The organism is Citrobacter sp. KTE151 (assembly GCF_000398845.1).
Lineage (GTDB): Bacteria > Pseudomonadota > Gammaproteobacteria > Enterobacterales > Enterobacteriaceae > Citrobacter > Citrobacter braakii.
Window position 1 is genome coordinate 641,163 of the sequence record NZ_KB976059.1, and the last position, 21,338, is coordinate 662,500.

Below are 21,338 nucleotides of genomic sequence, written 5' to 3' on the forward strand. Positions count from 1 at the left end.
CGTGATTGATAAATCCGCCTTTATTCACCCAACTGCCATTGTGGAAGAAGGCGCCAGCATTGGCGCTAACGCTCACATTGGCCCATTTTGTATTGTTGGACCCCATGTTGAAATTGGTGAGGGTACTGTACTGAAGTCTCACGTTGTCGTGAATGGCCATACAAAAATTGGTCGCGATAACGAGATCTATCAGTTTGCCTCCATCGGTGAAGTTAACCAGGATCTGAAATATGCTGGCGAACCGACCCGCGTGGAAATTGGCGATCGCAACCGCATCCGCGAAAGCGTCACCATTCATCGTGGCACAGTGCAGGGCGGTGGAGTGACGAAGGTGGGCAGCGATAACTTACTGATGATTAATGCGCACGTCGCGCATGATTGTACGGTAGGCAACCGCTGTATTCTGGCGAATAACGCCACGCTTGCCGGGCATGTATCGCTGGATGATTTTGTTATCATCGGCGGCATGACTGCGGTGCATCAGTTCTGCATCATCGGCGCGCATGTGATGGTTGGCGGCTGTTCTGGCGTTGCTCAGGACGTGCCTCCATACGTTATCGCCCAGGGCAACCACGCAACGCCATTTGGCGTCAATATCGAAGGTCTGAAGCGTCGTGGGTTCACCCGCGAAGCGATTACCGCGATTCGTAATGCCTACAAAGCGTTGTACCGTAGCGGTAAAACGCTGGAAGAAGTGAAACCGGAAATCGCGGAACTGGCGAAACAGTACCCTGAAGTTCAGGCTTTCAGCGACTTCTTTGAGCGCTCAACGCGTGGTCTGATTCGTTAATGACTGAGCAGCGTCCTTTAACGATTGCCCTCGTCGCCGGAGAAACCTCCGGCGATATTCTTGGTGCAGGGTTAATCCGTGCACTCAAGGCTCGCGTTCCCAATGCGCGTTTTGTTGGCGTGGCGGGTCCGCTGATGCAGGCCGAAGGCTGTGAAGCCTGGTACGAAATGGAAGAGCTGGCGGTAATGGGCATTGTTGAAGTGCTCGGACGCCTGCGCCGTTTACTGCATATTCGCGCCGATCTCACTCGCCGATTTACCGACTTAAAGCCGGATGTTTTCGTCGGTATTGATGCGCCTGATTTCAATATTACCCTCGAAGGGAATTTGAAAAAGCAGGGCATTAAAACCATTCATTACGTCAGCCCCTCTGTGTGGGCCTGGCGACAGAAACGCGTTTTCAAAATAGGCAGATCCACCAATATGGTGCTGGCCTTTCTGCCTTTCGAAAAAGCGTTTTATGACAAATTTAACGTCCCGTGCCGCTTTATCGGTCATACCATGGCAGATGCCATGCCGTTGGACCCGGATAAAAACGCGGCTCGCGATGTTCTGGGTATTCCCCATGACGCTCACTGCCTGGCGCTATTGCCAGGAAGCCGTGGCGCAGAAGTGGAGATGCTCAGCGCCGATTTTCTGAAAACGGCGCAGTTGTTACGCCAGCATTATCCAGATCTCGAAGTGGTAGTGCCGTTGGTGAATGCCAAACGTCGCGAGCAGTTTGAGCGCATTAAATCTGAAGTTGCACCGGAGCTTTCCGTACATCTGCTTAATGGGATGGGACGTGAAGCGATGGTTGCCAGCGATGCCGCACTGCTGGCTTCCGGCACCGCTGCGCTGGAATGTATGCTGGCAAAATGCCCGATGGTGGTTGGCTATCGTATGAAACCTTTCACCTTTTGGCTGGCAAAGCGTCTGGTGAAGACCGATTACGTTTCGCTACCTAACCTGCTGGCGGGAAGAGAACTGGTTAAAGAGCTGTTGCAGGAAGAGTGCGAACCGCAGGCGCTGTCGCAAGCGCTGTTGCCGTTGCTGGCGAATGGCAAAACCAGCCATGCAATGCACGACACATTCCGTGAACTGCATCAGCAGATCCGTTGCAACGCTGATGAGCAGGCGGCGGATGCGGTCCTGGAGTTAGCGCAATGATTGAATTTGTATATCCGCATACGCATTTAGTGGCGGGTGTAGATGAAGTTGGACGTGGTCCTTTGGTCGGCGCGGTCGTCACTGCCGCCGTCATTCTGGATCCGGCTCGCCCTATTATCGGTCTTAACGACTCAAAAAAACTGTCGGAAAAACGTCGCCTGGCGCTATTCGATGAGATTAAAGAAAAAGCGTTAAGCTGGAGCCTGGGTCGTGCGGAACCACATGAAATCGACGAGTTGAATATTTTACATGCCACTATGCTGGCCATGCAGCGTGCGGTTGCGGGTCTGCATATAGCGCCGGAATACGTACTGATCGACGGCAATCGTTGCCCGACATTACCGGTGCCATCGCTGGCGGTGGTAAAAGGTGATAGCCGTGTGGCGGAGATTAGCGCGGCGTCGATACTGGCAAAAGTCACTCGTGATGCTGAAATGGCGGCCCTGGATACGGTGTTCCCGCAGTATGGCTTTGCACAGCACAAAGGCTATCCAACCGCTTTTCATCTGGAAAAGTTGGCAATGCATGGCGCAACAGAGCACCATCGCCGTAGTTTTGGCCCCGTCAAACGCGCACTGGGACTCACGTCCTGATTCTTGTGTCGAAGGAATCTGAAGATGTCTGAACCTCGTTTCGTCCACCTGCGGGTGCACAGCGACTACTCCATGATCGATGGGCTGGCGAAAACCGGGCCGCTGGTGAAAAAGGCGGCCGCGTTAGGCATGCCTGCGCTGGCGATCACCGATTTTACCAACCTGTGTGGTCTGGTGAAGTTTTACGGAGCGGGTCACGGTGCGGGTATCAAGCCGATAGTTGGCGCAGATTTTCATGTCCGTAGCGAACTGCTGGGCGATGAACTCACGCAGCTCACCGTGCTGGCCGCAAACAATACTGGCTATCAGAACCTGACGTTGTTGATATCGAAAGCCTATCAGCGTGGTTATGGCGCAGAAGGGCCGGTCATCGACCGGGATTGGCTGGCCGAGTTAAAAGAAGGTTTGATTTTGCTCTCTGGTGGCCGCATGGGCGACGTCGGACGCAGCCTGCTGCGCGGTAATAGCGCGCTGGTTGATGAGTGCGTAGCGTTTTACGAAGAACATTTTCCGAATTGTTACTTCCTCGAGCTTATCCGCACCGGCAGGCAAGATGAAGAAAATTATCTGCATGCAGCGGTAGAACTGGCGGAAAGGCGTGGTCTTCCGGTGGTGGCGACCAACGATGTTCGTTTCCTTGAAACCGGTGATTTTGACGCGCATGAAATCCGCGTGGCAATCCATGACGGGTTCACCCTTGACGACCCGAAACGCCCGCGTAATTATTCGCCGCAGCAGTACATGCGTAGCGAAGATGAGATGTGCGAGCTGTTTTCCGATATTCCGGAAGCGCTGCAAAACACCGTTGAGATAGCTAAGCGCTGTAACGTGACGGTACGTCTGGGTGAGTATTTCCTGCCACAGTTCCCGACCGGTGATATGACCACCGAGGATTTCCTCGTGGCGAAATCGCGCGAAGGTCTGGAAGAGCGTCTGGCGTTTTTGTTCCCGGACCCTGAAGTTCGCGCTCAGAAGCGCCCGCCTTATGACGAACGTCTGGAAGTTGAACTTAAAGTTATCAACCAGATGGGATTTCCTGGCTACTTCCTGATCGTGATGGAATTTATCCAGTGGTCGAAAGATAACGGCGTACCGGTAGGCCCTGGACGTGGTTCCGGTGCCGGCTCGCTTGTCGCCTATGCGCTGAAAATTACCGACCTGGATCCGCTGGAATTTGACCTGCTGTTCGAACGATTCCTGAACCCGGAACGTGTCTCAATGCCCGACTTCGACGTTGACTTCTGTATGGAGAAACGCGACCGGGTAATTGAACACGTGGCGGAAATGTACGGTCGTGATGCGGTTTCGCAGATTATTACCTTCGGTACTATGGCGGCCAAAGCGGTTATCCGCGACGTGGGGCGCGTGCTGGGACACCCGTACGGCTTCGTTGACCGTATTTCGAAACTGGTGCCACCCGATCCGGGCATGACGCTGGCAAAAGCCTTTGAAGCCGAACCCCAACTGCCGGAAATCTATGAGGCAGATGAAGAGGTTAAAGCGCTGATCGATATGGCGCGTAAGCTGGAAGGCGTCACGCGTAACGCCGGTAAACACGCCGGTGGTGTAGTTATCGCGCCGACCAAAATTACCGATTTTGCGCCGCTGTACTGCGATGAACAGGGGCTGCACCCGGTTACTCAGTTTGATAAGAACGACGTGGAATATGCCGGCCTTGTGAAGTTCGACTTCCTCGGCCTGCGTACGCTCACCATCATCAACTGGGCGCTGGAAATGATTAACGCGCGTCGTGAAAAGAACGGCGAGCCGCCTCTGGATATCGCCGCTATCCCGCTGGATGACAAGAAAAGCTTCGACATGCTGCAACGCTCGGAGACCACGGCGGTCTTCCAGCTTGAATCCCGCGGCATGAAAGATCTTATCAAACGTCTGCAGCCTGACTGCTTCGAAGATATGATTGCCCTGGTGGCCCTGTTCCGTCCTGGTCCGCTACAGTCGGGGATGGTAGATAACTTTATCGACCGTAAGCATGGTCGCGAAGAGATTTCCTACCCGGACGTACAATGGCAGCATGAGTGTCTGAAACCGGTACTGGAGCCGACCTACGGCATTATCCTGTATCAGGAACAGGTTATGCAGATTGCCCAGGAGCTGTCCGGATATACCCTTGGCGGTGCGGACATGTTGCGTCGTGCGATGGGTAAGAAAAAGCCGGAAGAGATGGCTAAGCAGCGCGGCACCTTTGAAGAAGGGGCGAAAAAGCGCGGCGTCGACGGCGAACTGGCGATGAAAATCTTTGACCTGGTGGAGAAATTCGCCGGTTACGGATTTAACAAATCGCACTCCGCTGCCTATGCGCTGGTCTCTTACCAGACGCTATGGCTGAAGGCGCATTACCCCGCCGAGTTTATGGCGGCGGTAATGACCGCCGATATGGATAACACCGAGAAAGTGGTCGGGCTGGTGGATGAATGCTGGCGTATGGGGCTCAAAATCCTGCCGCCGGATATCAACTCCGGGCTTTATCATTTTCACGTGAATGATGATGGCGAAATTGTCTATGGCATCGGCGCGATAAAAGGCGTGGGTGAAGGGCCAATTGAAGCTATTATTGAGGCGCGCAACGAAGGCGGTTACTTCCGCGAGCTGTTTGATCTCTGTGCGCGCACGGACATCAAAAAACTCAACCGCCGGGTGCTGGAAAAGTTAATCATGTCCGGGGCGTTTGACCGCCTTGGCCCACATCGCGCGGCGTTGATGAATTCACTCAACGATGCGCTAAAAGCCGCCGATCAGCATGCGAAAGCCGAGGCAACGGGTCAGGCGGACATGTTTGGCGTGCTGGCTGAAGAGCCGGAACAAATTGAACAGTCTTATGCTAACTGTACACCGTGGCCGGAGCAGGTGGTATTAGAGGGGGAACGTGAAACGTTAGGGCTTTACCTGACGGGACACCCCATCAACCAGTATTTAAAAGAAATTGAGCGCTATGTTGGAGGCCACAGGCTGAAAGACATGCATCCGACAGAACGTGGTAAAGTCACCACGGCTGCGGGGCTCGTCATTGCTGCGCGGGTAATGGTCACCAAGCGCGGCAATCGTATCGGCATCTGTACCCTGGATGACCGTTCCGGGCGTCTGGAAGTTATGTTGTTTACCGATGCTCTGGATAAATACCAGCAATTGCTGGAAAAAGACCGCATACTTATCGTCAGCGGACAGGTCAGCTTTGATGACTTCAGCGGCGGGCTTAAAATGATGGCCCGTGAAGTCATGGATATTGACGAAGCCCGGGAAAAATATGCTCGCGGGCTTGCTATCTCGCTGACGGACAGGCAAATTGATGACCAGCTTTTAAACCGACTCCGTCAGTCTCTGGAACCCCACCGCTCGGGGACAATTCCAGTACATCTCTACTATCAGAGGGCGGATGCACGTGCGCGATTGCGTTTTGGCGCAACGTGGCGTGTCTCTCCGAGCGATCGTTTGCTAAACGATCTCCGTGGCCTTATTGGTTCGGAGCAGGTGGAACTGGAGTTTGACTAATACAGGAATACTATGAGTCTGAATTTCCTTGATTTTGAACAGCCGATTGCAGAGCTGGAAGCAAAAATCGATTCTCTGACTGCGGTTAGCCGTCAGGATGAGAAACTGGATATTAACATCGATGAAGAAGTGCATCGTCTGCGTGAAAAAAGCGTAGAGCTGACGCGTAAAATCTTCGCCGATCTTGGCGCATGGCAGGTAGCCCAGCTGGCGCGCCATCCACAGCGTCCGTACACCCTGGATTATGTCCGCCTGGCATTTGATGAATTTGATGAGCTGGCGGGCGATCGTGCCTATGCGGATGATAAAGCTATTGTCGGCGGCATCGCGCGTCTGGATGGCCGTCCGGTGATGATCATTGGTCATCAGAAAGGCCGTGAGACCAAAGAAAAAATTCGTCGTAATTTCGGCATGCCGGCACCGGAAGGCTATCGCAAAGCGCTGCGTCTGATGGAAATGGCCGAGCGTTTCAATATGCCGATCATTACTTTCATCGACACCCCAGGGGCTTATCCGGGCGTGGGCGCGGAAGAACGTGGTCAGTCTGAAGCGATTGCGCGCAACCTGCGTGAAATGTCGCGTCTGAGCGTACCGGTAATCTGCACCGTTATTGGTGAAGGTGGTTCCGGCGGCGCGCTGGCGATCGGCGTAGGCGATAAAGTGAATATGCTGCAATACAGCACCTATTCCGTTATCTCCCCGGAAGGCTGTGCCTCCATTCTGTGGAAAAGCGCCGACAAAGCGCCGCTGGCCGCAGAAGCAATGGGGATTATCGCGCCGCGTCTGAAAGAGCTGAAGCTTATCGACTCTATCATCCCGGAACCGCTGGGCGGCGCGCACCGCAACCCGGAAGTGATGGCTGCGTCCCTGAAAGCACAGCTGCTGGCCGATCTCGCCGACCTCGACGTGTTAAGCAAAGATGATTTGAAAAACCGTCGTTACCAGCGTCTGATGAGCTACGGTTACGCGTAAACTGCATTAATTCTGAAAAGGGCCACAACGCTGTGGCCCTTTTTTTTACCTGTGGTTTCACCAGGCTATGATTAACTAAGGTTTTTCCAGGAGGAACGCATGAATATCATTGCCATCATGGGACCGCATGGCGTCTTTTATAAAGATGAGCCCATCAAGGAACTTGAGCGTGCGCTGCAACAGCAGGGGTTTCAGATTATCTGGCCGCAGAATAGCGTCGACCTGCTTAAGTTTATCGAACATAACCCACGAATTTGCGGTGTCATTTTTGACTGGGATGAATACAGCCTGGATCTGTGCAGTGACATCAACCAGCTCAACGAGTACCTCCCGCTCTACGCCTTTATTAATACTCATTCGACGATGGATGTCAGCGCGCACGACCTGCGCATGGCACTGTGGTTTTTTGAGTATGCGCTGGGCCAGTCTGAAGATATTGCAACCCGCATCCGTCAGTACACCAGCGAATACCTCGATAACATCACGCCTCCTTTCACCAAGGCGCTGTTTACCTATGTGAAGGAAGGAAAGTACACCTTCTGCACGCCCGGACATATGGCGGGAACGGCGTATCAGAAAAGCCCGGTAGGCTGCCTGTTCTATGATTTCTTTGGCGGCAATACGCTGAAGGCCGACGTGTCTATTTCCGTGACTGAACTCGGATCGCTGCTGGATCATACCGGCCCGCATCTGGAAGCGGAGGAGTATATCGCGCGCACCTTTGGTGCCGAGCAGAGCTATATGGTGACCAACGGCACCTCGACGTCGAACAAGATTGTCGGCATGTATGCCGCGCCTTCAGGCAGTACGCTCCTGATTGATCGCAACTGTCATAAGTCGCTGGCGCATTTGCTAATGATGAGCGATGTGGTGCCAATCTGGCTGAAGCCTACGCGCAATGCGCTGGGGATCCTCGGCGGTATACCTCGTCGGGAATTCACCCGCGCAAGCATTGAACGCAAGGTAGAAGAGACCCCTCAGGCACTATGGCCGGTACATGCGGTGATCACCAACTCCACCTATGACGGCCTGTTGTATAACACTAACTGGATCAAGCAAACCCTGGATGTGCCCTCCATTCATTTTGATTCTGCCTGGGTGCCGTATACCCATTTTCACCCAATCTATCAGGGGAAAAGCGGGATGAGCGGTGAACGGGTGCCGGGGAAAGTGATTTTTGAAACCCAGTCAACCCACAAGATGCTGGCGGCACTATCACAGGCTTCTCTGATCCACATTAAGGGCGACTACGACGAAGAGACGTTCAACGAAGCCTTTATGATGCACACTTCCACTTCCCCGAGCTACCCGATTGTCGCGTCGATAGAAACGGCGGCGGCAATGCTGCGTGGGAATTCAGGCAAGCGGTTAATCAATCGTTCGGTGGAGCGGGCGCTGCATTTCCGTAAAGAAGTGCAGCGGCTACGCGAAGAGTCGGATGGCTGGTTCTTTGATATCTGGCAGCCGGAAAGGGTAGATGAAGCGGAGTGCTGGCCGGTAGCGCCTGGTGAAGACTGGCACGGATTTGTTGATGCTGACGCCGACCATATGTTCCTCGACCCGGTGAAGGTCACCATTCTTACGCCGGGAATGGATGAACAGGGAAATATGAGTGAAGAGGGGATCCCTGCGGCGCTGGTGGCGAAATTCCTTGATGAGCGCGGCGTCGTTGTCGAGAAAACGGGACCGTATAATCTGTTGTTCCTGTTCAGTATTGGCATTGATAAAACCCGGGCGATGGGGCTACTGCGCGGCCTGACGGAATTTAAACGCTCGTACGATCTGAATTTACGCGTGAAAAATATGCTGCCGGATCTGTATGCCGAGGATCCCGATTTCTATCGTAATATGCGTATTCAGGATCTGGCGCAGGGGATCCATAAGCTGATCCGCCAGCACGATCTCTCCGGGCTGATGCTGCGGGCATTTGATACCTTACCGGAAATGAAAATGACCCCGCACCAGGCCTGGCAGCGGCAGATCAAAGGTGAGGTCGAAACGGTGGCGCTCGATCAACTGGTGGGGCGCATTTCTGCCAATATGATTCTGCCTTATCCTCCCGGTGTGCCGCTCTTGATGCCCGGGGAAATGATCACGGCCAAAAGTCGGGCTGTACTCGATTTTCTGCTGATGTTGTGTTCAGTGGGCCATCACTATCCTGGATTTGAAACCGATATCCATGGCGCTAAACTGGGTGAAGATGGCGTGTATCGCGTGCGAGTCCTAAAAATGGCATGACGACTTGCGTGAACCCATTACGCACGAGTAACGTGCTGGCAGAAAAACGAAAGAGGCGATGACGCTATGCTGGGATTAAAACAGGTTCACCATATTGCCATTATTGCGACGGACTACGCGGCGAGTAAGGCATTTTACTGTGATGTGCTGGGCTTTACGCTAATCAGCGAAGCCTACCGGGAAGAGCGTGACTCGTGGAAGGGGGATCTGGCATTGAACGGTCAGTATGTGATTGAGCTTTTTTCTTTTCCATTTCCGCCTTGCCGTCCGAGCCGACCGGAAGCCTGCGGTTTACGCCATCTGGCGTTCAGCGTAGATGACGTGGAAAAAGCGATCGCGCATCTGGAAGCTCACCACGTGAAGTGCGAATCCGTGCGTATCGATCCGTTTACCGGCAAACGCTTTACGTTTTTTAACGATCCGGACGGATTACCGCTCGAACTGTACGAGCTGTAAGTCTTATCATTGTGGCATTAGCCCGGCAATGTGCAGGGCAATGCCATTGTAAGTAACCATCATGACGACACTCACGCTGAATACTTCACTGCTAAATTCTCAATCGATTCTGGTCGCCTTTAGCGGCGGGCTGGATTCCACCGTGCTGCTGCATCAGCTGGTACTGTGGCGAGTGCAAAATCCTGAGGTTGCCTTGCGTGCAATCCATATTCATCACGGATTAAGCCCGCAGGCAGACAGTTGGGTGCAACACTGTGAGTCGGTATGCGCACAGTGGCAGGTGCCGCTGGTGGTTGAACGGGTCCATCTTGAGGATGATGGTCTGGGTGTCGAAGCTCAGGCGCGACACGCGCGCTATCAGGCATTTGCGCAGACCTTACTACCGGGTGAAGTGCTGATGACCGCCCAGCATCTCGACGACCAGTGTGAAACTTTTCTACTGGCGCTTAAGCGCGGTAGTGGTCCTGCCGGGCTTTCCGCCATGGGTGAAAGCTCACCATTTGCCGGAACCCAACTGATTCGACCGCTGCTGGCGCAAACGCGAGAGGCGCTTGAAGCATGGGCGCGACAGCATGAATTATGCTGGATCGAAGATGAAAGTAATCAGGATGATGCCTACGATCGCAATTTTCTCAGATTGCGCATTACACCTTTGCTCCAACAGCGATGGCCGCACTTCGCGCAAGCCGCAGCCCGTAGCGCCGCGCTGTGCGCCGAGCAGGAGAGTTTACTGGATGAACTGCTGGCCAATGATTTAGCCGGCTGCGTGACTGTTCAAGGCACACTGTTACTGGCACCGTTAATGATGATGAGTGGCGTGCGGCGTGCCGCTCTGCTTCGTCGCTGGTTGGCGGGGGTAAATGCGCCGATGCCTTCCCGGGATGGGCTGGAACGTGTCTGGCAGGAAGTGGCGTTGGCGCGAGAAGATGCTTCCCCCTGTTTTCGTCTGGGAGAATATGAGGTCCGTCGCTATCAGTCACAGCTATGGTGGGTTAAATCGGTCGACGGGCAAAGCGAAACAGTCATCCCGTGGTCATGCCGGGAAACGCCGTTGATGCTGCCTGCCGGGTTAGGCTCGGTGCAGCTAATCTCTGCTGGCGAATTGCGCATGCCGCAAGCAGGTGAAGCCGTCAGTATTCGTTTTAAAGCGCCAGGCGTATTGCATATTGTCGGGCGTAACGGTGGACGTAAATTAAAGAAAATCTGGCAGGAGCAGGGGATCCCGCCCTGGCGACGAGATACCACGCCGTTGTTGTTTTACGGTGAAACGTTGATTGCGGCTGCGGGGGTTTTTGTGACGCGTGAGGGTGCGGCGGTAGATGAAGAAGGCATGAGTCTGATTTGGCATGCCTGATGGCGGTGCGATTATCAGGCCTGGTCATTTAGGCCTGATAAGGCGCAAGAAAAGCTAAGATTCGCTGACGACCACGGTACCGATTTGCGGGTGGCTGAAGCTGGCAATTTTATCGAGACGAAGCTCCCGGATTTCACCTGCGACATCTGCGACCAGATACTCCACGTTTTTGCGTGAAACCAGGTCATTCGCTTTCGCCTGCAAAACTTCGCCATCTTTTAGCGCCAGCGTCAGTAACAAATGGTTCTGGCAGGCGAGTTCAAGATTGTCGTAATCATCACAATTGATGGGTTGATACGTTTCATTCATTGACATAATCGCTCACCAGTAAGTTGGCGGCAGCATAGGCCGCTTTTTCCCTGACCGACTCTGGAAGGGCGCTGTCTGCCGCCACTTCATTAAGCACCTTCAATACGCAACCCAGCGCATCCGGGATATACCCTAAGTCTCCGCTGGCGATTTCCGCGTACCGCTTGCGTATTAACTCACAATATTTTTCCACATGCCCTCCTGTCAGCACTCTGACTTAACCGTGGATGCAAGTCTAAGCCTACGAAGATAAACTCTGTTTAGCAAGGTGACTATACCATACTCATTCAAGCAATATCAGCGCCTTGATTGAGGAGCTGTTAGCAGCCTTTTGCGGCAGTTTTCGCTACAATGAGCGCCTGATTCGAAAGGAGTTCTCTCATGGCGCTTAAAGCGACAATTTATAAAGCCGTCGTCAACGTAGCGGATCTCGACCGCAACCAGTTCCTTGACGCGGCCTTGACGCTGGCGCGTCATCCCTCTGAAACCCAGGAGCGCATGATGCTGCGCCTGCTGGCCTGGATTAAATATGCCGATGAACGGCTGCAATTCACGCGTGGCCTGAGTGCTGAAGACGAGCCTGAAGCATGGCTGCGTAACGACCATCTGGGCATCGATCTCTGGATTGAACTGGGTCTGCCGGATGAGCGTCGTATTAAAAAAGCCTGTACCCAGTCTGGTGAGGTTGCCCTGTTTACTTACAACAGCCGTGCGGCCCAGATCTGGTGGCAGCAAAATCAGAACAAGTGTGCGCAGTTTAAAAATCTCACCGTGTGGTATCTGGATGATGAACAGCTGGCGCAACTGAGTGATTTTGCTGGTCGTACAATGGCGCTGCAGGCAACTATCCAGGATGGCGCCATCTGGCTGTCTGATTCTCAGAACAATCTGGAAATTCATCTGACCGCGTGGCAGCCGCGTTGATGATTGTTATCTCCCGAAACGTCTCTATCCCTGACAGTGAGCTGGAAATCACGGCGATTCGGGCACAGGGCGCGGGCGGTCAGCACGTTAACAAGACCTCCACGGCTATCCATTTGCGCTTTGACATTCGGGCCTCAGGCCTGCCAGAGTATTACAAGGAACGTCTGCTGGCCGCCAGCCATCATCTGATTAGCAGCGATGGCGTTATTATCATTAAGGCGCAGGAATACCGTAGCCAGGAGCTAAATCGGGAAGCGGCAATCTCCCGACTGGTGGCGGTGATAAAAGAATTAACCGCGGTGCAAAAAAGCCGACAGGCAACACGTCCAACGCGCGCCTCGAAAGAGCGCAGGTTGTCATCGAAGGCGCAAAAATCCACAGTGAAAGCACTGCGTGGGAGAGTTCGTCGAACGCAAGACTGACGAGCGGGAATAAAAAATTATAAGGAATTCATAGTGAAAACAGCAATATTGTCCGTGGTCGCTGCATGCACGCTTTTTTCCTTGATCGGCTGTAACAACCGTACTGAAGTCGATGTACTACAGCCGACGCGGGCGGCAGAATTAAAACCGATGCAGCAAAGCTGGCGTGGCATTTTGCCTTGCGCGGACTGCGAAGGAATTGAAACCTCTCTGTTCCTGGAAAAAGACGGCACATGGGTGATGAACGAACGCTATCAGGGCGTGCGGGATGAACCGTCCTCCTTTGCTTCTTATGGTACATGGGCGCGCACTGCCGATAAGCTGGTGCTGACTGACAGCAAAGGTGAAAAGTCGTACTACCGGGCAAAAGGTGAAGCGCTGGAGATGCTCGATCGTGAAGGTAACCCGATTGAGTCACAGTTCAACTACACGCTTGAGCCAGTTTCCGCCAGCTTACCGGTGACGCCAATGCCGATGCGGGGCATGTACTTCTATATGGCTGACGCGGCAACCTTCACTGATTGTGCGACGGGTAAAAGAGTCTCTGTCGCGAACAATGCACAACTGGAGCGAGATTATCTGACTGCGCGTGGTGCAACGGATAAGGCAGTTCTGCTTACTGTGGAAGGGCACTTCACGATGGAAGAAAATCCTGATACGGGCACACCAGTGAAAACCTTAAGAGCGGATAAAGAAATTAAGTTTATCCCTGGCCAGAGTTGCGATGATTAATCTGCAGCTTATAAAAACTGTCCGGCGATCGCCCGGACAGTTTTTCCTTATCGGATCAATCCAACAAAACGGCTGGTTTTGATATAAATCCCTAACTTCAGGTGGCCGATATACTGTAGCTGCGTTTCAGACTTAAAAGCGGAAATGTCACCTTCGCGCATATGCATCAGGTCGGAAGGGCTAATCCAACCCGGCTGCGCCATTGTTAGCGGGTGCCCGGCTGTGGCAAACGCATCGGTTACAAATTCGGAGCAAAACCACGCCTTCTTTTCTCCTTCACTGGTATTGTTCAACTGTGCTTTTGCCAGCCCGCTGACGCATTGCTGGCGAAAATCCTCTGAGAAAGGATTCAATGAACATATTTGCCGGGTCACCATAAACGGAATAAATTCGACGATGCCGCGGTAGTTATAGCCGCTATCTTTGATTTTATAAGCGAATGTTTTGATTTCTTCGGCCTGCTGCGGTGTGAGGTTGGGGACCCGCAGAGCAAAAAGCTTATCGCTGTGATTTTCAGCCTTTTTAAGCGAAATGATTTGTACTCCCGCCCCGGTCGCTTCGGCAACTTCATTATCGCCAAGGTAAACGGCGACATGGCTGACAGAAGAGGTGCTGAACGCGCGAATACCAAATGAGGTCACCCCAAGACTGGAGGAGAACAGCAGGTCGCCCGGCCTGAGGTCGGTATCCGTAATTTCATGCAGCGCTTGATCGGTAAATGAACTTTGATGCTGGAGTTTTACCTCCCATTTCTTTGCCTGGGCATCAACAGCCGTTGCTGATGAATTTTGCTGACTGACGTCAATCGTGCAGGCTGAAAGCAGAAGACCGAAGGGGAGGAGCAGGCAGTAATACGCCGTTGGTTTAGCCATTTTATACAATCCATGTAAAAAAGGCCCTGATCCTCAGGGCCTTGTGCTGGTATTAGCCTTTAATAGCTTTGACCAGGTAGTCGACGATGTCGCCGGTTTTAATCAGCTCTTTCTCGCCGTTACGACGGTATTTGTATTCGATATCGTCGTTGTCGAGGTTACGGTCGCCCAGCACGATGGTATGCGGAATACCGATGAGCTCCATATCAGCAAACATCACGCCTGGACGCTCTTTACGATCGTCCATCAGCACTTCAATACCCTGCGCGCGCAGCTCCGCGTACAGCTTTTCAGCCAGCTCCTGCACACGGTAGGATTTGTGCATGTTCATCGGCAGAATAGCAACCTGGAACGGGGCAATGGCGTCTGGCCATACAATGCCGCGATCGTCGTAGTTCTGTTCAATCGCAGCAGCCACAACGCGAGTGACCCCGATACCGTAGCAGCCCATGGTCAGCGTCTGGTTACGACCATCTTCTCCCTGAACGGCGGCTTTCATCGCTTCAGAGTACTTGGTACCCAACTGGAAGATGTGGCCCACTTCGATACCGCGTTTGATCATCAGCGTACCTTTGCCATCCGGGCTTGGATCGCCGGCGACCACGTTACGAATGTCAGCCACTTCCGGGGTGGCCACATCGCGATCCCAGTTGATACCGAAATAGTGTTTACCGTCGATGTTGGCACCGGCAGCAAAATCGCTCATTACTGCAACGGTACGGTCGATAACCACCGGAATCGGCATGTTCACCGGACCCAGAGATCCTGGACCTGCTTTAACCAGCGCACGAATTTCTTCTTCGGTGGCGAAGGTCAGCGGGCTGGCAACCTGCGGCAGTTTTTCCGCCTTGACTTCGTTCAGCTCGTGATCGCCACGAACCAGCAGCGCAACCAGCGGGTAGCTGCTGCCTTCAACCGCTTTCACCAGCAGTGTTTTCACGGTTTTCTCGATAGGCAGGTTGAATTGTTCAACCAGCTCGGCGATGGTTTTAGCGTTCGGCGTATCAACCAGCGTCATTTCCTGCGTTGCAGCGGCGCGCGGTTCTTTCGGTGCAACAGCTTCGGCAAACTCGATGTTTGCCGCATAGTCGGAAGAGTCAGAGAAGATCACATCGTCTTCACCGCTCTGCGCCAGCACCTGGAATTCGTGAGAGGCGCTGCCGCCGATAGAACCGGTATCCGCTTGTACCGCACGGAAATCCAGCCCCATACGGCTGAAGATTTTGCTATACGCAGCGTACATCGCGTCGTAGGTTTCCTGCAGAGATTCCTGAGAGGTGTGGAAAGAGTAGGCATCTTTCATCAGGAATTCGCGGGAACGCATCACGCCGAAGCGCGGACGTACTTCGTCACGGAATTTGGTCTGGATCTGATAGAAGTTCAGCGGCAGCTGTTTGTAAGAGCTCAGCTCATTACGGATCAGGTCGGTGATCACTTCTTCATGCGTTGGGCCGAGTACGAACGAACGATCGCCACGGTCAGCAATACGCAGCAGTTCCGGGCCGTATTGTTCCCAACGGCCGCTCTCTTCCCACAGTTCAGAAGGCTGAACGACCGGCATCAACACCTCGATCGCACCGGCGTTGTTCATCTCTTCACGCACGATGTTTTCGACTTTTTTCAGGACGCGCACGCCGGTCGGCAGCCAGGTATATAACCCGGAGGCCAGCTTGCGGATCATCCCGGCGCGCAGCATCAGCTGGTGGCTGATGACCTCGGCGTCGGCAGGTGTCTCCTTCAGAGTGGAGAGCAGATATTGGCTAGTACGCATGTTGTTACGGTTCCAGTTGAACGATCGAACAGGCTCAAAATGAGCCTGGCACAAAACAAAAGTGGTTTAGTTTACCAGCGAGAAGGGGATGTCAAAAGAGTACGCGATGCAAATTAGCGGGCTTCCAGAGCAAAGACCTCAAATCCTGACGGCGTCACGCGCCAGCGGACGTTAAAGTCCAGCATCCAGACGGCATAGGTTTTGCCTTCTTCCTCGTTTTTACGGTAGGCAGGACGCGGATCCTGCGCCAGCACTTCGGCAATAAACTGACGAAGATGCGGGTAACGCTGTTCGAGCTTTGGGAGTTGCTCAGCGAGCTCTTCACTGAACGTCACGTCTACACTGGCCTGCGGCGCGTCCTGAGCATAGCTGGCGCGAGCATCAGGCAGCGATTCGGCAAACGGCAGATACGGTTTTATATCCACTACCGGCGTGCCATCAACAAGATCCAGCCCGCCGAGCTCAAGGATTACGTGCTCTTTATGGCAACGGATGCCCCGCAGCTCAACCAACGACATGCCAACAGGGTTCGGACGAAACGTTGAACGCGTGGCAAAGACGCCCATTCTGGCATTGCCGCCAAGACGGGGAGGGCGCACGGTTGGACGCCATCCACCTTCCATTGTCTGGTGAAAAACAAAAATCACCCACAAATGGCTGAAGGCTTCCAGGCCGCGAACGGCATCGGCCTGGTTATAAGGTGCGAGCAAATGCAGTTCACCGCTGGCACTTTTCACCAGACCTGGCTGGCGTGGAACGGCGAACTTTTCTTTATAAGGTGAGCGGATAACGCCTATTTGCTCGAACTGAAAATGGCTCATTTCGCCGAAATGTTCAGTGCAGAACCGATGCAAACCGCCTGGCGATAGCAACCCGGCGTTCCGCTGGTTACTTCGCAACTGTGCAGCAATACCGCATTTGCTTTCATTTTAGATGCGTTAATCTGCATGCGTTTGCGTGCGGTTGGAATGCTCGGTGGAGAATCCTGGTTGGATGCCTGGCAGGATTCGCCGCTGACTTCGCCGAGATCGCGGAACGGTTTGCCAACTAAATCTTCAGCGTTAGTAATGATTCTTACCGGCGCCGCGCGCGGTGCTTTGGGTTTTTCCGGCTCCGCTTTAGGCGGGGTAGCGGTGCTTTGAACGGGTTCAACAGGGGATCTGCTTAACATAGAACAGCCGCTCAGCATGAGTGCTACTAAACAGATCGGTAAAGCACGCATAATATTTCCTCAATGAATGATCTAAACGTCAGATATTGAATCAGGTGCTTGCATAAATGACAAGACGGGCAAGCGCCCGTCCTGATGATATTACAGATTCTGGAAACAGCCTAAAATTACCAGCCCTTAACAGCACCGCCGTTGAAGACTTTATTTGCGGCTTCGTACACTTCGTCAGACTGGTATGCCTGAACGAATTTCTTCACATTCTCAGCATCTTTATTGTCTTCACGAGTCACGATCAGGTTTACGTACGGAGAATCTTTATCTTCAACAAAGATACCGTCTTTAGCCGGGGTCAGGCCGATCTGGCTGGCGTAGGTCGTGTTGATGACTGCCAGTGCGATTTGCGCATCGTCCAGGGAACGCGGCAGTTGCGGCGCTTCCAGTTCAACCAGCTTCAGGTTTTTCGGGTTTTCAATCACGTCCAGTGCGGTCGGCAGCAGACCAACACCGTCTTTCAGTTTGATTAAGCCCACTTTTTGCAGCAGCAGCAGGGAGCGGCCAAGGTTAGTCGGATCGTTTGGAATCGCGACCTGAGAGCCTTCCTGCAACTCATCCAGTGATTTGATTTTTTTAGAGTAGCCCGCAATCGGGTAAACAAAAGTATTACCTGCGGCAACCAGTTTGTAGCCGCGATCTTTGATCTGTTGATCCAGGTACGGTTTGTGCTGGAAGGCGTTAGCATCGATATCGCCTTTGCTCAGCGCTTCGTTAGGCAGGACGTAATCGTTAAACGTGACCAGCTCAACGTCCAGACCGTATTTTTCTTTAGCCACTTTCTGCGCGACTTCTGCGACCTGCTGCTCTGCGCCAACAATAACGCCCACTTTGATGTGGTTAGGATCTTTTTCATCCTGACCGCAACCCACAAGTGCCAGAGAACCGATCAGGGCTCCAACTGCCGCAAAGGTTTTGAATTTGAACGCCATGCTTATTTCCTTTTCTTAATGAGTTTTTAGTGTTGTGTGCAACGTTATTTGTGCGTGACAGCCCGGACGATGCGATCACCGGATAACTGAATTAAATAAACCAGAATGACGAGCAATACCAGCACTGTATTCATGACGGTAGCGTTGTAGCCAATATAACCGTACTGATAACCAATCTGGCCAAGACCACCGGCACCGACGGCACCGCCCATCGCGGAATAACCCACCAGCGTGATAAGGGTGATGGTGGCCGCATTGACCAGCCCAGGCAGTGCTTCTGGTAGTAATACCTTACGTACAATTTGCAGCGGCGTGGCGCCCATTGCACGGGAGGCCTCAATCAGCCCGGTCGGGATTTCGAGCAGCGCGTTTTCCACCATACGGGCGATAAACGGCGCGGCGCCGACGGTCAGCGGGACGATAGCGGCCTGCAGTCCAATAGAGGTGCCAACGATCATGCGGGTGAACGGAATCATCCACACCAGCAAGATAATGAACGGGATGGAACGGAAAATATTCACCAGTGCAGAGAGCGTGCGGTAGAGCTTCGCGTTCTCAATGATTTGCCCCGGCCGCGTTACGTACAGCAACACGCCAACCGGCAGGCCAATCACAAAACCAAAAAAACCGGACACAAAGGTCATTGCCAGCGTTTCCCATACGCCGCGAACCAGCAGCCACATCATCGGTTCAGACATAACCCAGTACCTCTACTTTTACATGGTGTTCCTGCAACCAGTTAATGGCCGCTTGTGTATCTTCCTGTGTGCCGTGCATTTCAGTCAGCATGATGCCGAACTTCACGCCGCCGGCGTAATCCATCTGCGCGCTAATAATGTTGTTATTCACGTTAAAACGACGGGCCGTCTCAGAAAGTAATGGCGCATCAACCGAATGACCGGTGAATTCCATGCGCAGCATTGGCACGCTGTCGGCTTCTGGCTTTGCTTTTAAACGTTCCAGATAATCTTCCGGGATATCCAGGTGTAGCGTGGACTGGATAAATTTCTGTGCCAGCGGCGTTTTCGGGTGGGAGAACACTTCGCTGACGGTGTCCTGCTCAATCAGCTCACCATTACTGATGACCGCCACGCAGTCACAAATGCGTTTTACAACGTCCATCTCATGGGTAATCAGCAGAATGGTGAGTCCCAAACGACGGTTAATGTCTTTCAATAATTCCAGAATCGAGCGGGTTGTTGCCGGATCAAGTGCGCTGGTGGCTTCATCACACAGCAACACTTTTGGATTGCTGGCCAGCGCACGCGCAATCGCCACTCGCTGTTTTTGTCCGCCGGAAAGGTTGGCCGGGTAGCTGTCGTGCTTGTCGCCAAGGCCGACTAAATCCAGCAGTTCTGTTACACGGCGTTTGATCTCTTCCTTTGGCGTGTTATCCAGTTCCAGCGGCAGCGCGACGTTGCCAAACACGGTACGGGAAGAGAGCAGGTTAAAGTGTTGGAAAATCATGCCGATTTGACGGCGAGCTTTAGTCAGCTCGGATTCAGAAAGCGTCGTCAGCTCCTGACCGCCAACCTGAACACTGCCCTCGGTTGGGCGTTCAAGTAAGTTAACGCAGCGAATGAGCGTACTTTTACCGGCACCGGAGGCGCCAATGACGCCATAAATCTGCCCGGCAGGAACGTGCAAGCTGACTTTATTTAGCGCCTGAATGGTGCGAGTCCCCTGCTGGAACACTTTGGTGATATTCGAAAGTTTAATCATTGGTTATTTATTATCGTAATTAAGTTAGCCGTGGCATTTTCGTCTGTCTGGGACGGTCGAAGCCGTCAACAAGATGGATGTTAAGGCATCCAGACGTCTAAATCAATCTAGCTTTGCACGATGAGCACTTTCTTGCCCGCCGAAACATGCGATACTAGAGCCACATGCCTTATTCAGGAGCTATAAAAGGTGGCAAAATCTGTACCCGCAATTTTTCTCGACCGCGACGGCACCATTAATGTGGACCACGGTTACGTACATGAGATTGACGAGTTCGAGTTTATCGACGGCGTTATTGATGCCATGCGTGAACTTAAAAATATGGGTTACGCGCTCATTATCGTGACAAACCAGTCTGGTATCGCTCGTGGCAAATTTACTGAGGCACAGTTTGAAACGTTGACCGAATGGATGGACTGGTCGCTGGCCGATCGCGACGTTGATCTGGATGGTATCTACTATTGCCCGCATCATCCGCAGGGCACAGTAGAAGAGTATCGTCAGGTCTGCGACTGTCGTAAACCGCATCCTGGAATGTTGATCTCCGCCCGAGACTTCCTGCATATCGATATGGCCGCTTCCTATATGGTAGGCGACAAGATAGAAGATATGCAGGCAGCGGCAGCGGCGAATGTTGGAACGAAGGTTCTGGTGCGCACGGGTAAACCTGTTACGCCGGAAGCAGAAAATGCGGCAGATTTGGTCATAAACAGTCTGGCAGACCTGCCAATGGCGATAAAAAAGCAGCAAAAGTAAGCGCAATGGATAAAAGGTGAGCGGTTGAAACAAAAATGCATTTTTCCGCTTGTCTTCCTGAGTCGACTCCCTATAATGCGCCTCCATCGACACGGCGGATGTGAATCACTTCACGCAAATAGCCGGTTCGGTTGAAGAGAAAAACCTGAAAATGAGGGTTGACTCTGAAAGAGGAAAGCGTAATATACGCCACCTCGCGACAGAGCGCTAAAGCGCGTCGCAACTGCTCTTTAACAATTTATCAGACAATCTGTGTGGGCACTCGAAGATACGGATTCTTAACGTCGCAAGACGAAAAATGAATACCAAGTCTCTGAGTGAACACGTAATTCATTACGAAGTTTAATTCACGAGCATCAAACTTAAATTGAAGAGTTTGATCATGGCTCAGATTGAACGCTGGCGGCAGGCCTAACACATGCAAGTCGAACGGTAGCACAGAGGAGCTTGCTCCTTGGGTGACGAGTGGCGGACGGGTGAGTAATGTCTGGGAAACTGCCCGATGGAGGGGGATAACTACTGGAAACGGTAGCTAATACCGCATAACGTCGCAAGACCAAAGAGGGGGACCTTCGGGCCTCTTGCCATCGGATGTGCCCAGATGGGATTAGCTAGTAG

21 protein-coding genes and 1 rRNA gene (1 of these 22 only partly in view) are annotated in these 21,338 nt (G+C 52.9%); 13 read left to right on the top strand and 9 right to left on the bottom strand.

Features of this window, described 5'->3' with window-relative positions; translation table 11 throughout:
• Nucleotide 1 precedes the first annotated feature (1 nt).
• The 8 genes from lpxA (at nucleotide 2) to tilS (ending at nucleotide 11,058) form a co-directional block, all read left to right on the top strand.
• A complete protein-coding gene (lpxA, locus tag WC7_RS21310; protein WP_003018525.1) occupies nucleotides 2–790 on the top strand; it encodes an acyl-ACP--UDP-N-acetylglucosamine O-acyltransferase in 789 nt (262 codons plus the stop codon).
• Nucleotides 790–1,938, top strand: coding sequence for a lipid-A-disaccharide synthase (gene lpxB, locus WC7_RS21305; protein ID WP_016151767.1), 1,149 nt, complete (start codon nucleotides 790–792; stop codon nucleotides 1,936–1,938). Before lpxA ends, lpxB begins: the two co-directional genes overlap by 1 nt.
• Entirely contained in the window at nucleotides 1,935–2,531 is a 597-nt protein-coding gene (rnhB, locus tag WC7_RS21300; protein WP_016151768.1) for a ribonuclease HII, read from the top strand. The genes lpxB and rnhB overlap by 4 nt, the downstream gene beginning before the upstream one ends.
• A gap of 24 nt (nucleotides 2,532–2,555) precedes the next feature.
• A complete protein-coding gene (dnaE, locus tag WC7_RS21295; protein ID WP_016151769.1) occupies nucleotides 2,556–6,038 on the top strand; it encodes a DNA polymerase III subunit alpha in 3,483 nt (1,160 codons plus the stop codon).
• Between the two features lie 12 nt (nucleotides 6,039–6,050).
• Nucleotides 6,051–7,010, top strand: coding sequence for an acetyl-CoA carboxylase carboxyl transferase subunit alpha (gene accA, locus WC7_RS21290; RefSeq protein WP_003018513.1), 960 nt, complete (start codon nucleotides 6,051–6,053; stop codon nucleotides 7,008–7,010).
• Nucleotides 7,011–7,109: 99 nt separating this feature from the next.
• Nucleotides 7,110–9,248, top strand: coding sequence for a lysine decarboxylase LdcC (gene ldcC, locus WC7_RS21285; RefSeq protein ID WP_016151770.1), 2,139 nt, complete (start codon nucleotides 7,110–7,112; stop codon nucleotides 9,246–9,248).
• Between the two features lie 66 nt (nucleotides 9,249–9,314).
• A complete protein-coding gene (locus tag WC7_RS21280; RefSeq protein ID WP_016151771.1) occupies nucleotides 9,315–9,704 on the top strand; it encodes a VOC family protein in 390 nt (129 codons plus the stop codon).
• 61 nt (nucleotides 9,705–9,765) lie between these two features.
• Nucleotides 9,766–11,058: a tRNA lysidine(34) synthetase TilS gene (gene tilS, locus WC7_RS21275; RefSeq protein WP_016151772.1), complete on the top strand. Its 1,293-nt coding sequence runs from the start codon at nucleotides 9,766–9,768 to the stop codon at nucleotides 11,056–11,058.
• 54 nt (nucleotides 11,059–11,112) lie between these two features.
• Here the strand turns inward: tilS and rof are convergent, their stop codons facing one another.
• Together rof and WC7_RS21265 are read right to left on the bottom strand one after the other, a co-directional pair.
• Nucleotides 11,113–11,373: a Rho-binding antiterminator gene (gene rof, locus WC7_RS21270; protein WP_016151773.1), complete on the bottom strand. Its 261-nt coding sequence runs from the start codon at nucleotides 11,371–11,373 to the stop codon at nucleotides 11,113–11,115.
• Nucleotides 11,360–11,560: a YaeP family protein gene (locus WC7_RS21265; protein WP_003018499.1), complete on the bottom strand. Its 201-nt coding sequence runs from the start codon at nucleotides 11,558–11,560 to the stop codon at nucleotides 11,360–11,362. Before WC7_RS21265 ends, rof begins: the two co-directional genes overlap by 14 nt.
• A 188-nt stretch (nucleotides 11,561–11,748) precedes the next feature.
• Here WC7_RS21265 and WC7_RS21260 point away from each other — a divergent pair, with 188 nt between their 5' ends.
• Genes WC7_RS21260 through nlpE form a run of 3 tightly spaced genes read left to right on the top strand, consistent with a single transcriptional unit; the run spans nucleotide 11,749 to nucleotide 13,445 of the window.
• On the top strand, nucleotides 11,749–12,291 hold the full coding sequence (locus WC7_RS21260; RefSeq protein ID WP_016151774.1) for a YaeQ family protein: 543 nt from the start codon (nucleotides 11,749–11,751) through the stop codon (nucleotides 12,289–12,291).
• On the top strand, nucleotides 12,291–12,713 hold the full coding sequence (gene arfB / locus WC7_RS21255; RefSeq protein WP_016151775.1) for an alternative ribosome rescue aminoacyl-tRNA hydrolase ArfB: 423 nt from the start codon (nucleotides 12,291–12,293) through the stop codon (nucleotides 12,711–12,713). Before WC7_RS21260 ends, arfB begins: the two co-directional genes overlap by 1 nt.
• A gap of 30 nt (nucleotides 12,714–12,743) precedes the next feature.
• Complete coding sequence (gene nlpE / locus WC7_RS21250; protein ID WP_087121852.1) at nucleotides 12,744–13,445, top strand: envelope stress response activation lipoprotein NlpE; 702 nt, start codon at nucleotides 12,744–12,746, stop codon at nucleotides 13,443–13,445.
• Nucleotides 13,446–13,492: 47 nt separating this feature from the next.
• Here the strand turns inward: nlpE and WC7_RS21245 are convergent, their stop codons facing one another.
• The 7 genes from WC7_RS21245 to metN all read right to left on the bottom strand — a co-directional run bounded on the left by WC7_RS21245 (nucleotide 13,493) and on the right by metN (nucleotide 19,964).
• Nucleotides 13,493–14,317: a YaeF family permuted papain-like enzyme gene (locus WC7_RS21245; RefSeq protein WP_016151777.1), complete on the bottom strand. Its 825-nt coding sequence runs from the start codon at nucleotides 14,315–14,317 to the stop codon at nucleotides 13,493–13,495.
• 52 nt (nucleotides 14,318–14,369) lie between these two features.
• On the bottom strand, nucleotides 14,370–16,088 hold the full coding sequence (gene proS, locus WC7_RS21240; RefSeq protein WP_016151778.1) for a proline--tRNA ligase: 1,719 nt from the start codon (nucleotides 16,086–16,088) through the stop codon (nucleotides 14,370–14,372).
• 113 nt (nucleotides 16,089–16,201) lie between these two features.
• On the bottom strand, nucleotides 16,202–16,909 hold the full coding sequence (tsaA, locus tag WC7_RS21235; RefSeq protein WP_016151779.1) for a tRNA (N6-threonylcarbamoyladenosine(37)-N6)-methyltransferase TrmO: 708 nt from the start codon (nucleotides 16,907–16,909) through the stop codon (nucleotides 16,202–16,204).
• Nucleotides 16,906–17,310, bottom strand: a complete 405-nt coding sequence (rcsF, locus tag WC7_RS21230) for an Rcs stress response system protein RcsF (RefSeq protein WP_016151780.1) — start codon at nucleotides 17,308–17,310, stop codon at nucleotides 16,906–16,908. The genes tsaA and rcsF overlap by 4 nt, the downstream gene beginning before the upstream one ends.
• Before the next feature lie 116 nt (nucleotides 17,311–17,426).
• Nucleotides 17,427–18,242, bottom strand: coding sequence for a methionine ABC transporter substrate-binding lipoprotein MetQ (gene metQ, locus WC7_RS21225; RefSeq protein ID WP_006686809.1), 816 nt, complete (start codon nucleotides 18,240–18,242; stop codon nucleotides 17,427–17,429).
• Between the two features lie 44 nt (nucleotides 18,243–18,286).
• Nucleotides 18,287–18,940: a methionine ABC transporter permease MetI gene (locus WC7_RS21220; protein ID WP_016151781.1), complete on the bottom strand. Its 654-nt coding sequence runs from the start codon at nucleotides 18,938–18,940 to the stop codon at nucleotides 18,287–18,289.
• Nucleotides 18,933–19,964 (bottom strand): methionine ABC transporter ATP-binding protein MetN, encoded by a 1,032-nt coding sequence (gene metN, locus WC7_RS21215; protein ID WP_016151782.1) that lies wholly within the window; start codon nucleotides 19,962–19,964, stop codon nucleotides 18,933–18,935. Before metN ends, WC7_RS21220 begins: the two co-directional genes overlap by 8 nt.
• A 189-nt stretch (nucleotides 19,965–20,153) precedes the next feature.
• Between metN and gmhB the strand changes: the two genes are divergently transcribed.
• Nucleotides 20,154–20,720 (top strand): D-glycero-beta-D-manno-heptose 1,7-bisphosphate 7-phosphatase, encoded by a 567-nt coding sequence (gene gmhB / locus WC7_RS21210; protein WP_016151783.1) that lies wholly within the window; start codon nucleotides 20,154–20,156, stop codon nucleotides 20,718–20,720.
• 364 nt (nucleotides 20,721–21,084) lie between these two features.
• Nucleotides 21,085–21,338 (top strand): 16S ribosomal RNA (locus WC7_RS21205) (it continues 1,288 nt past the right edge of the window).

Excerpts from the sequence above, each read along its gene's own strand:
- lpxB (WP_016151767.1), top strand. The coding sequence starts at position 790 with ATGACTGAGCAGCGTCCTTTAACGATTGCCCTCGTCGCCGGAGAAACC.
- rnhB (WP_016151768.1), top strand. The coding sequence starts at position 1,935 with ATGATTGAATTTGTATATCCGCATACGCATTTAGTGGCGGGTGTAGAT.
- dnaE (WP_016151769.1), top strand. The coding sequence starts at position 2,556 with ATGTCTGAACCTCGTTTCGTCCACCTGCGGGTGCACAGCGACTACTCC.
- accA (WP_003018513.1), top strand. The coding sequence starts at position 6,051 with ATGAGTCTGAATTTCCTTGATTTTGAACAGCCGATTGCAGAGCTGGAA.
- ldcC (WP_016151770.1), top strand. The coding sequence starts at position 7,110 with ATGAATATCATTGCCATCATGGGACCGCATGGCGTCTTTTATAAAGAT.
- WC7_RS21280 (WP_016151771.1), top strand. The coding sequence starts at position 9,315 with ATGCTGGGATTAAAACAGGTTCACCATATTGCCATTATTGCGACGGAC.
- tilS (WP_016151772.1), top strand. The coding sequence starts at position 9,766 with ATGACGACACTCACGCTGAATACTTCACTGCTAAATTCTCAATCGATT.
- rof (WP_016151773.1), bottom strand. The coding sequence starts at position 11,373 with ATGTCAATGAATGAAACGTATCAACCCATCAATTGTGATGATTACGAC.
- WC7_RS21260 (WP_016151774.1), top strand. The coding sequence starts at position 11,749 with ATGGCGCTTAAAGCGACAATTTATAAAGCCGTCGTCAACGTAGCGGAT.
- arfB (WP_016151775.1), top strand. The coding sequence starts at position 12,291 with ATGATTGTTATCTCCCGAAACGTCTCTATCCCTGACAGTGAGCTGGAA.
- WC7_RS21245 (WP_016151777.1), bottom strand. The coding sequence starts at position 14,317 with ATGGCTAAACCAACGGCGTATTACTGCCTGCTCCTCCCCTTCGGTCTT.
- proS (WP_016151778.1), bottom strand. The coding sequence starts at position 16,088 with ATGCGTACTAGCCAATATCTGCTCTCCACTCTGAAGGAGACACCTGCC.
- tsaA (WP_016151779.1), bottom strand. The coding sequence starts at position 16,909 with ATGAGCCATTTTCAGTTCGAGCAAATAGGCGTTATCCGCTCACCTTAT.
- rcsF (WP_016151780.1), bottom strand. The coding sequence starts at position 17,310 with ATGCGTGCTTTACCGATCTGTTTAGTAGCACTCATGCTGAGCGGCTGT.
- metQ (WP_006686809.1), bottom strand. The coding sequence starts at position 18,242 with ATGGCGTTCAAATTCAAAACCTTTGCGGCAGTTGGAGCCCTGATCGGT.
- WC7_RS21220 (WP_016151781.1), bottom strand. The coding sequence starts at position 18,940 with ATGTCTGAACCGATGATGTGGCTGCTGGTTCGCGGCGTATGGGAAACG.
- metN (WP_016151782.1), bottom strand. The coding sequence starts at position 19,964 with ATGATTAAACTTTCGAATATCACCAAAGTGTTCCAGCAGGGGACTCGC.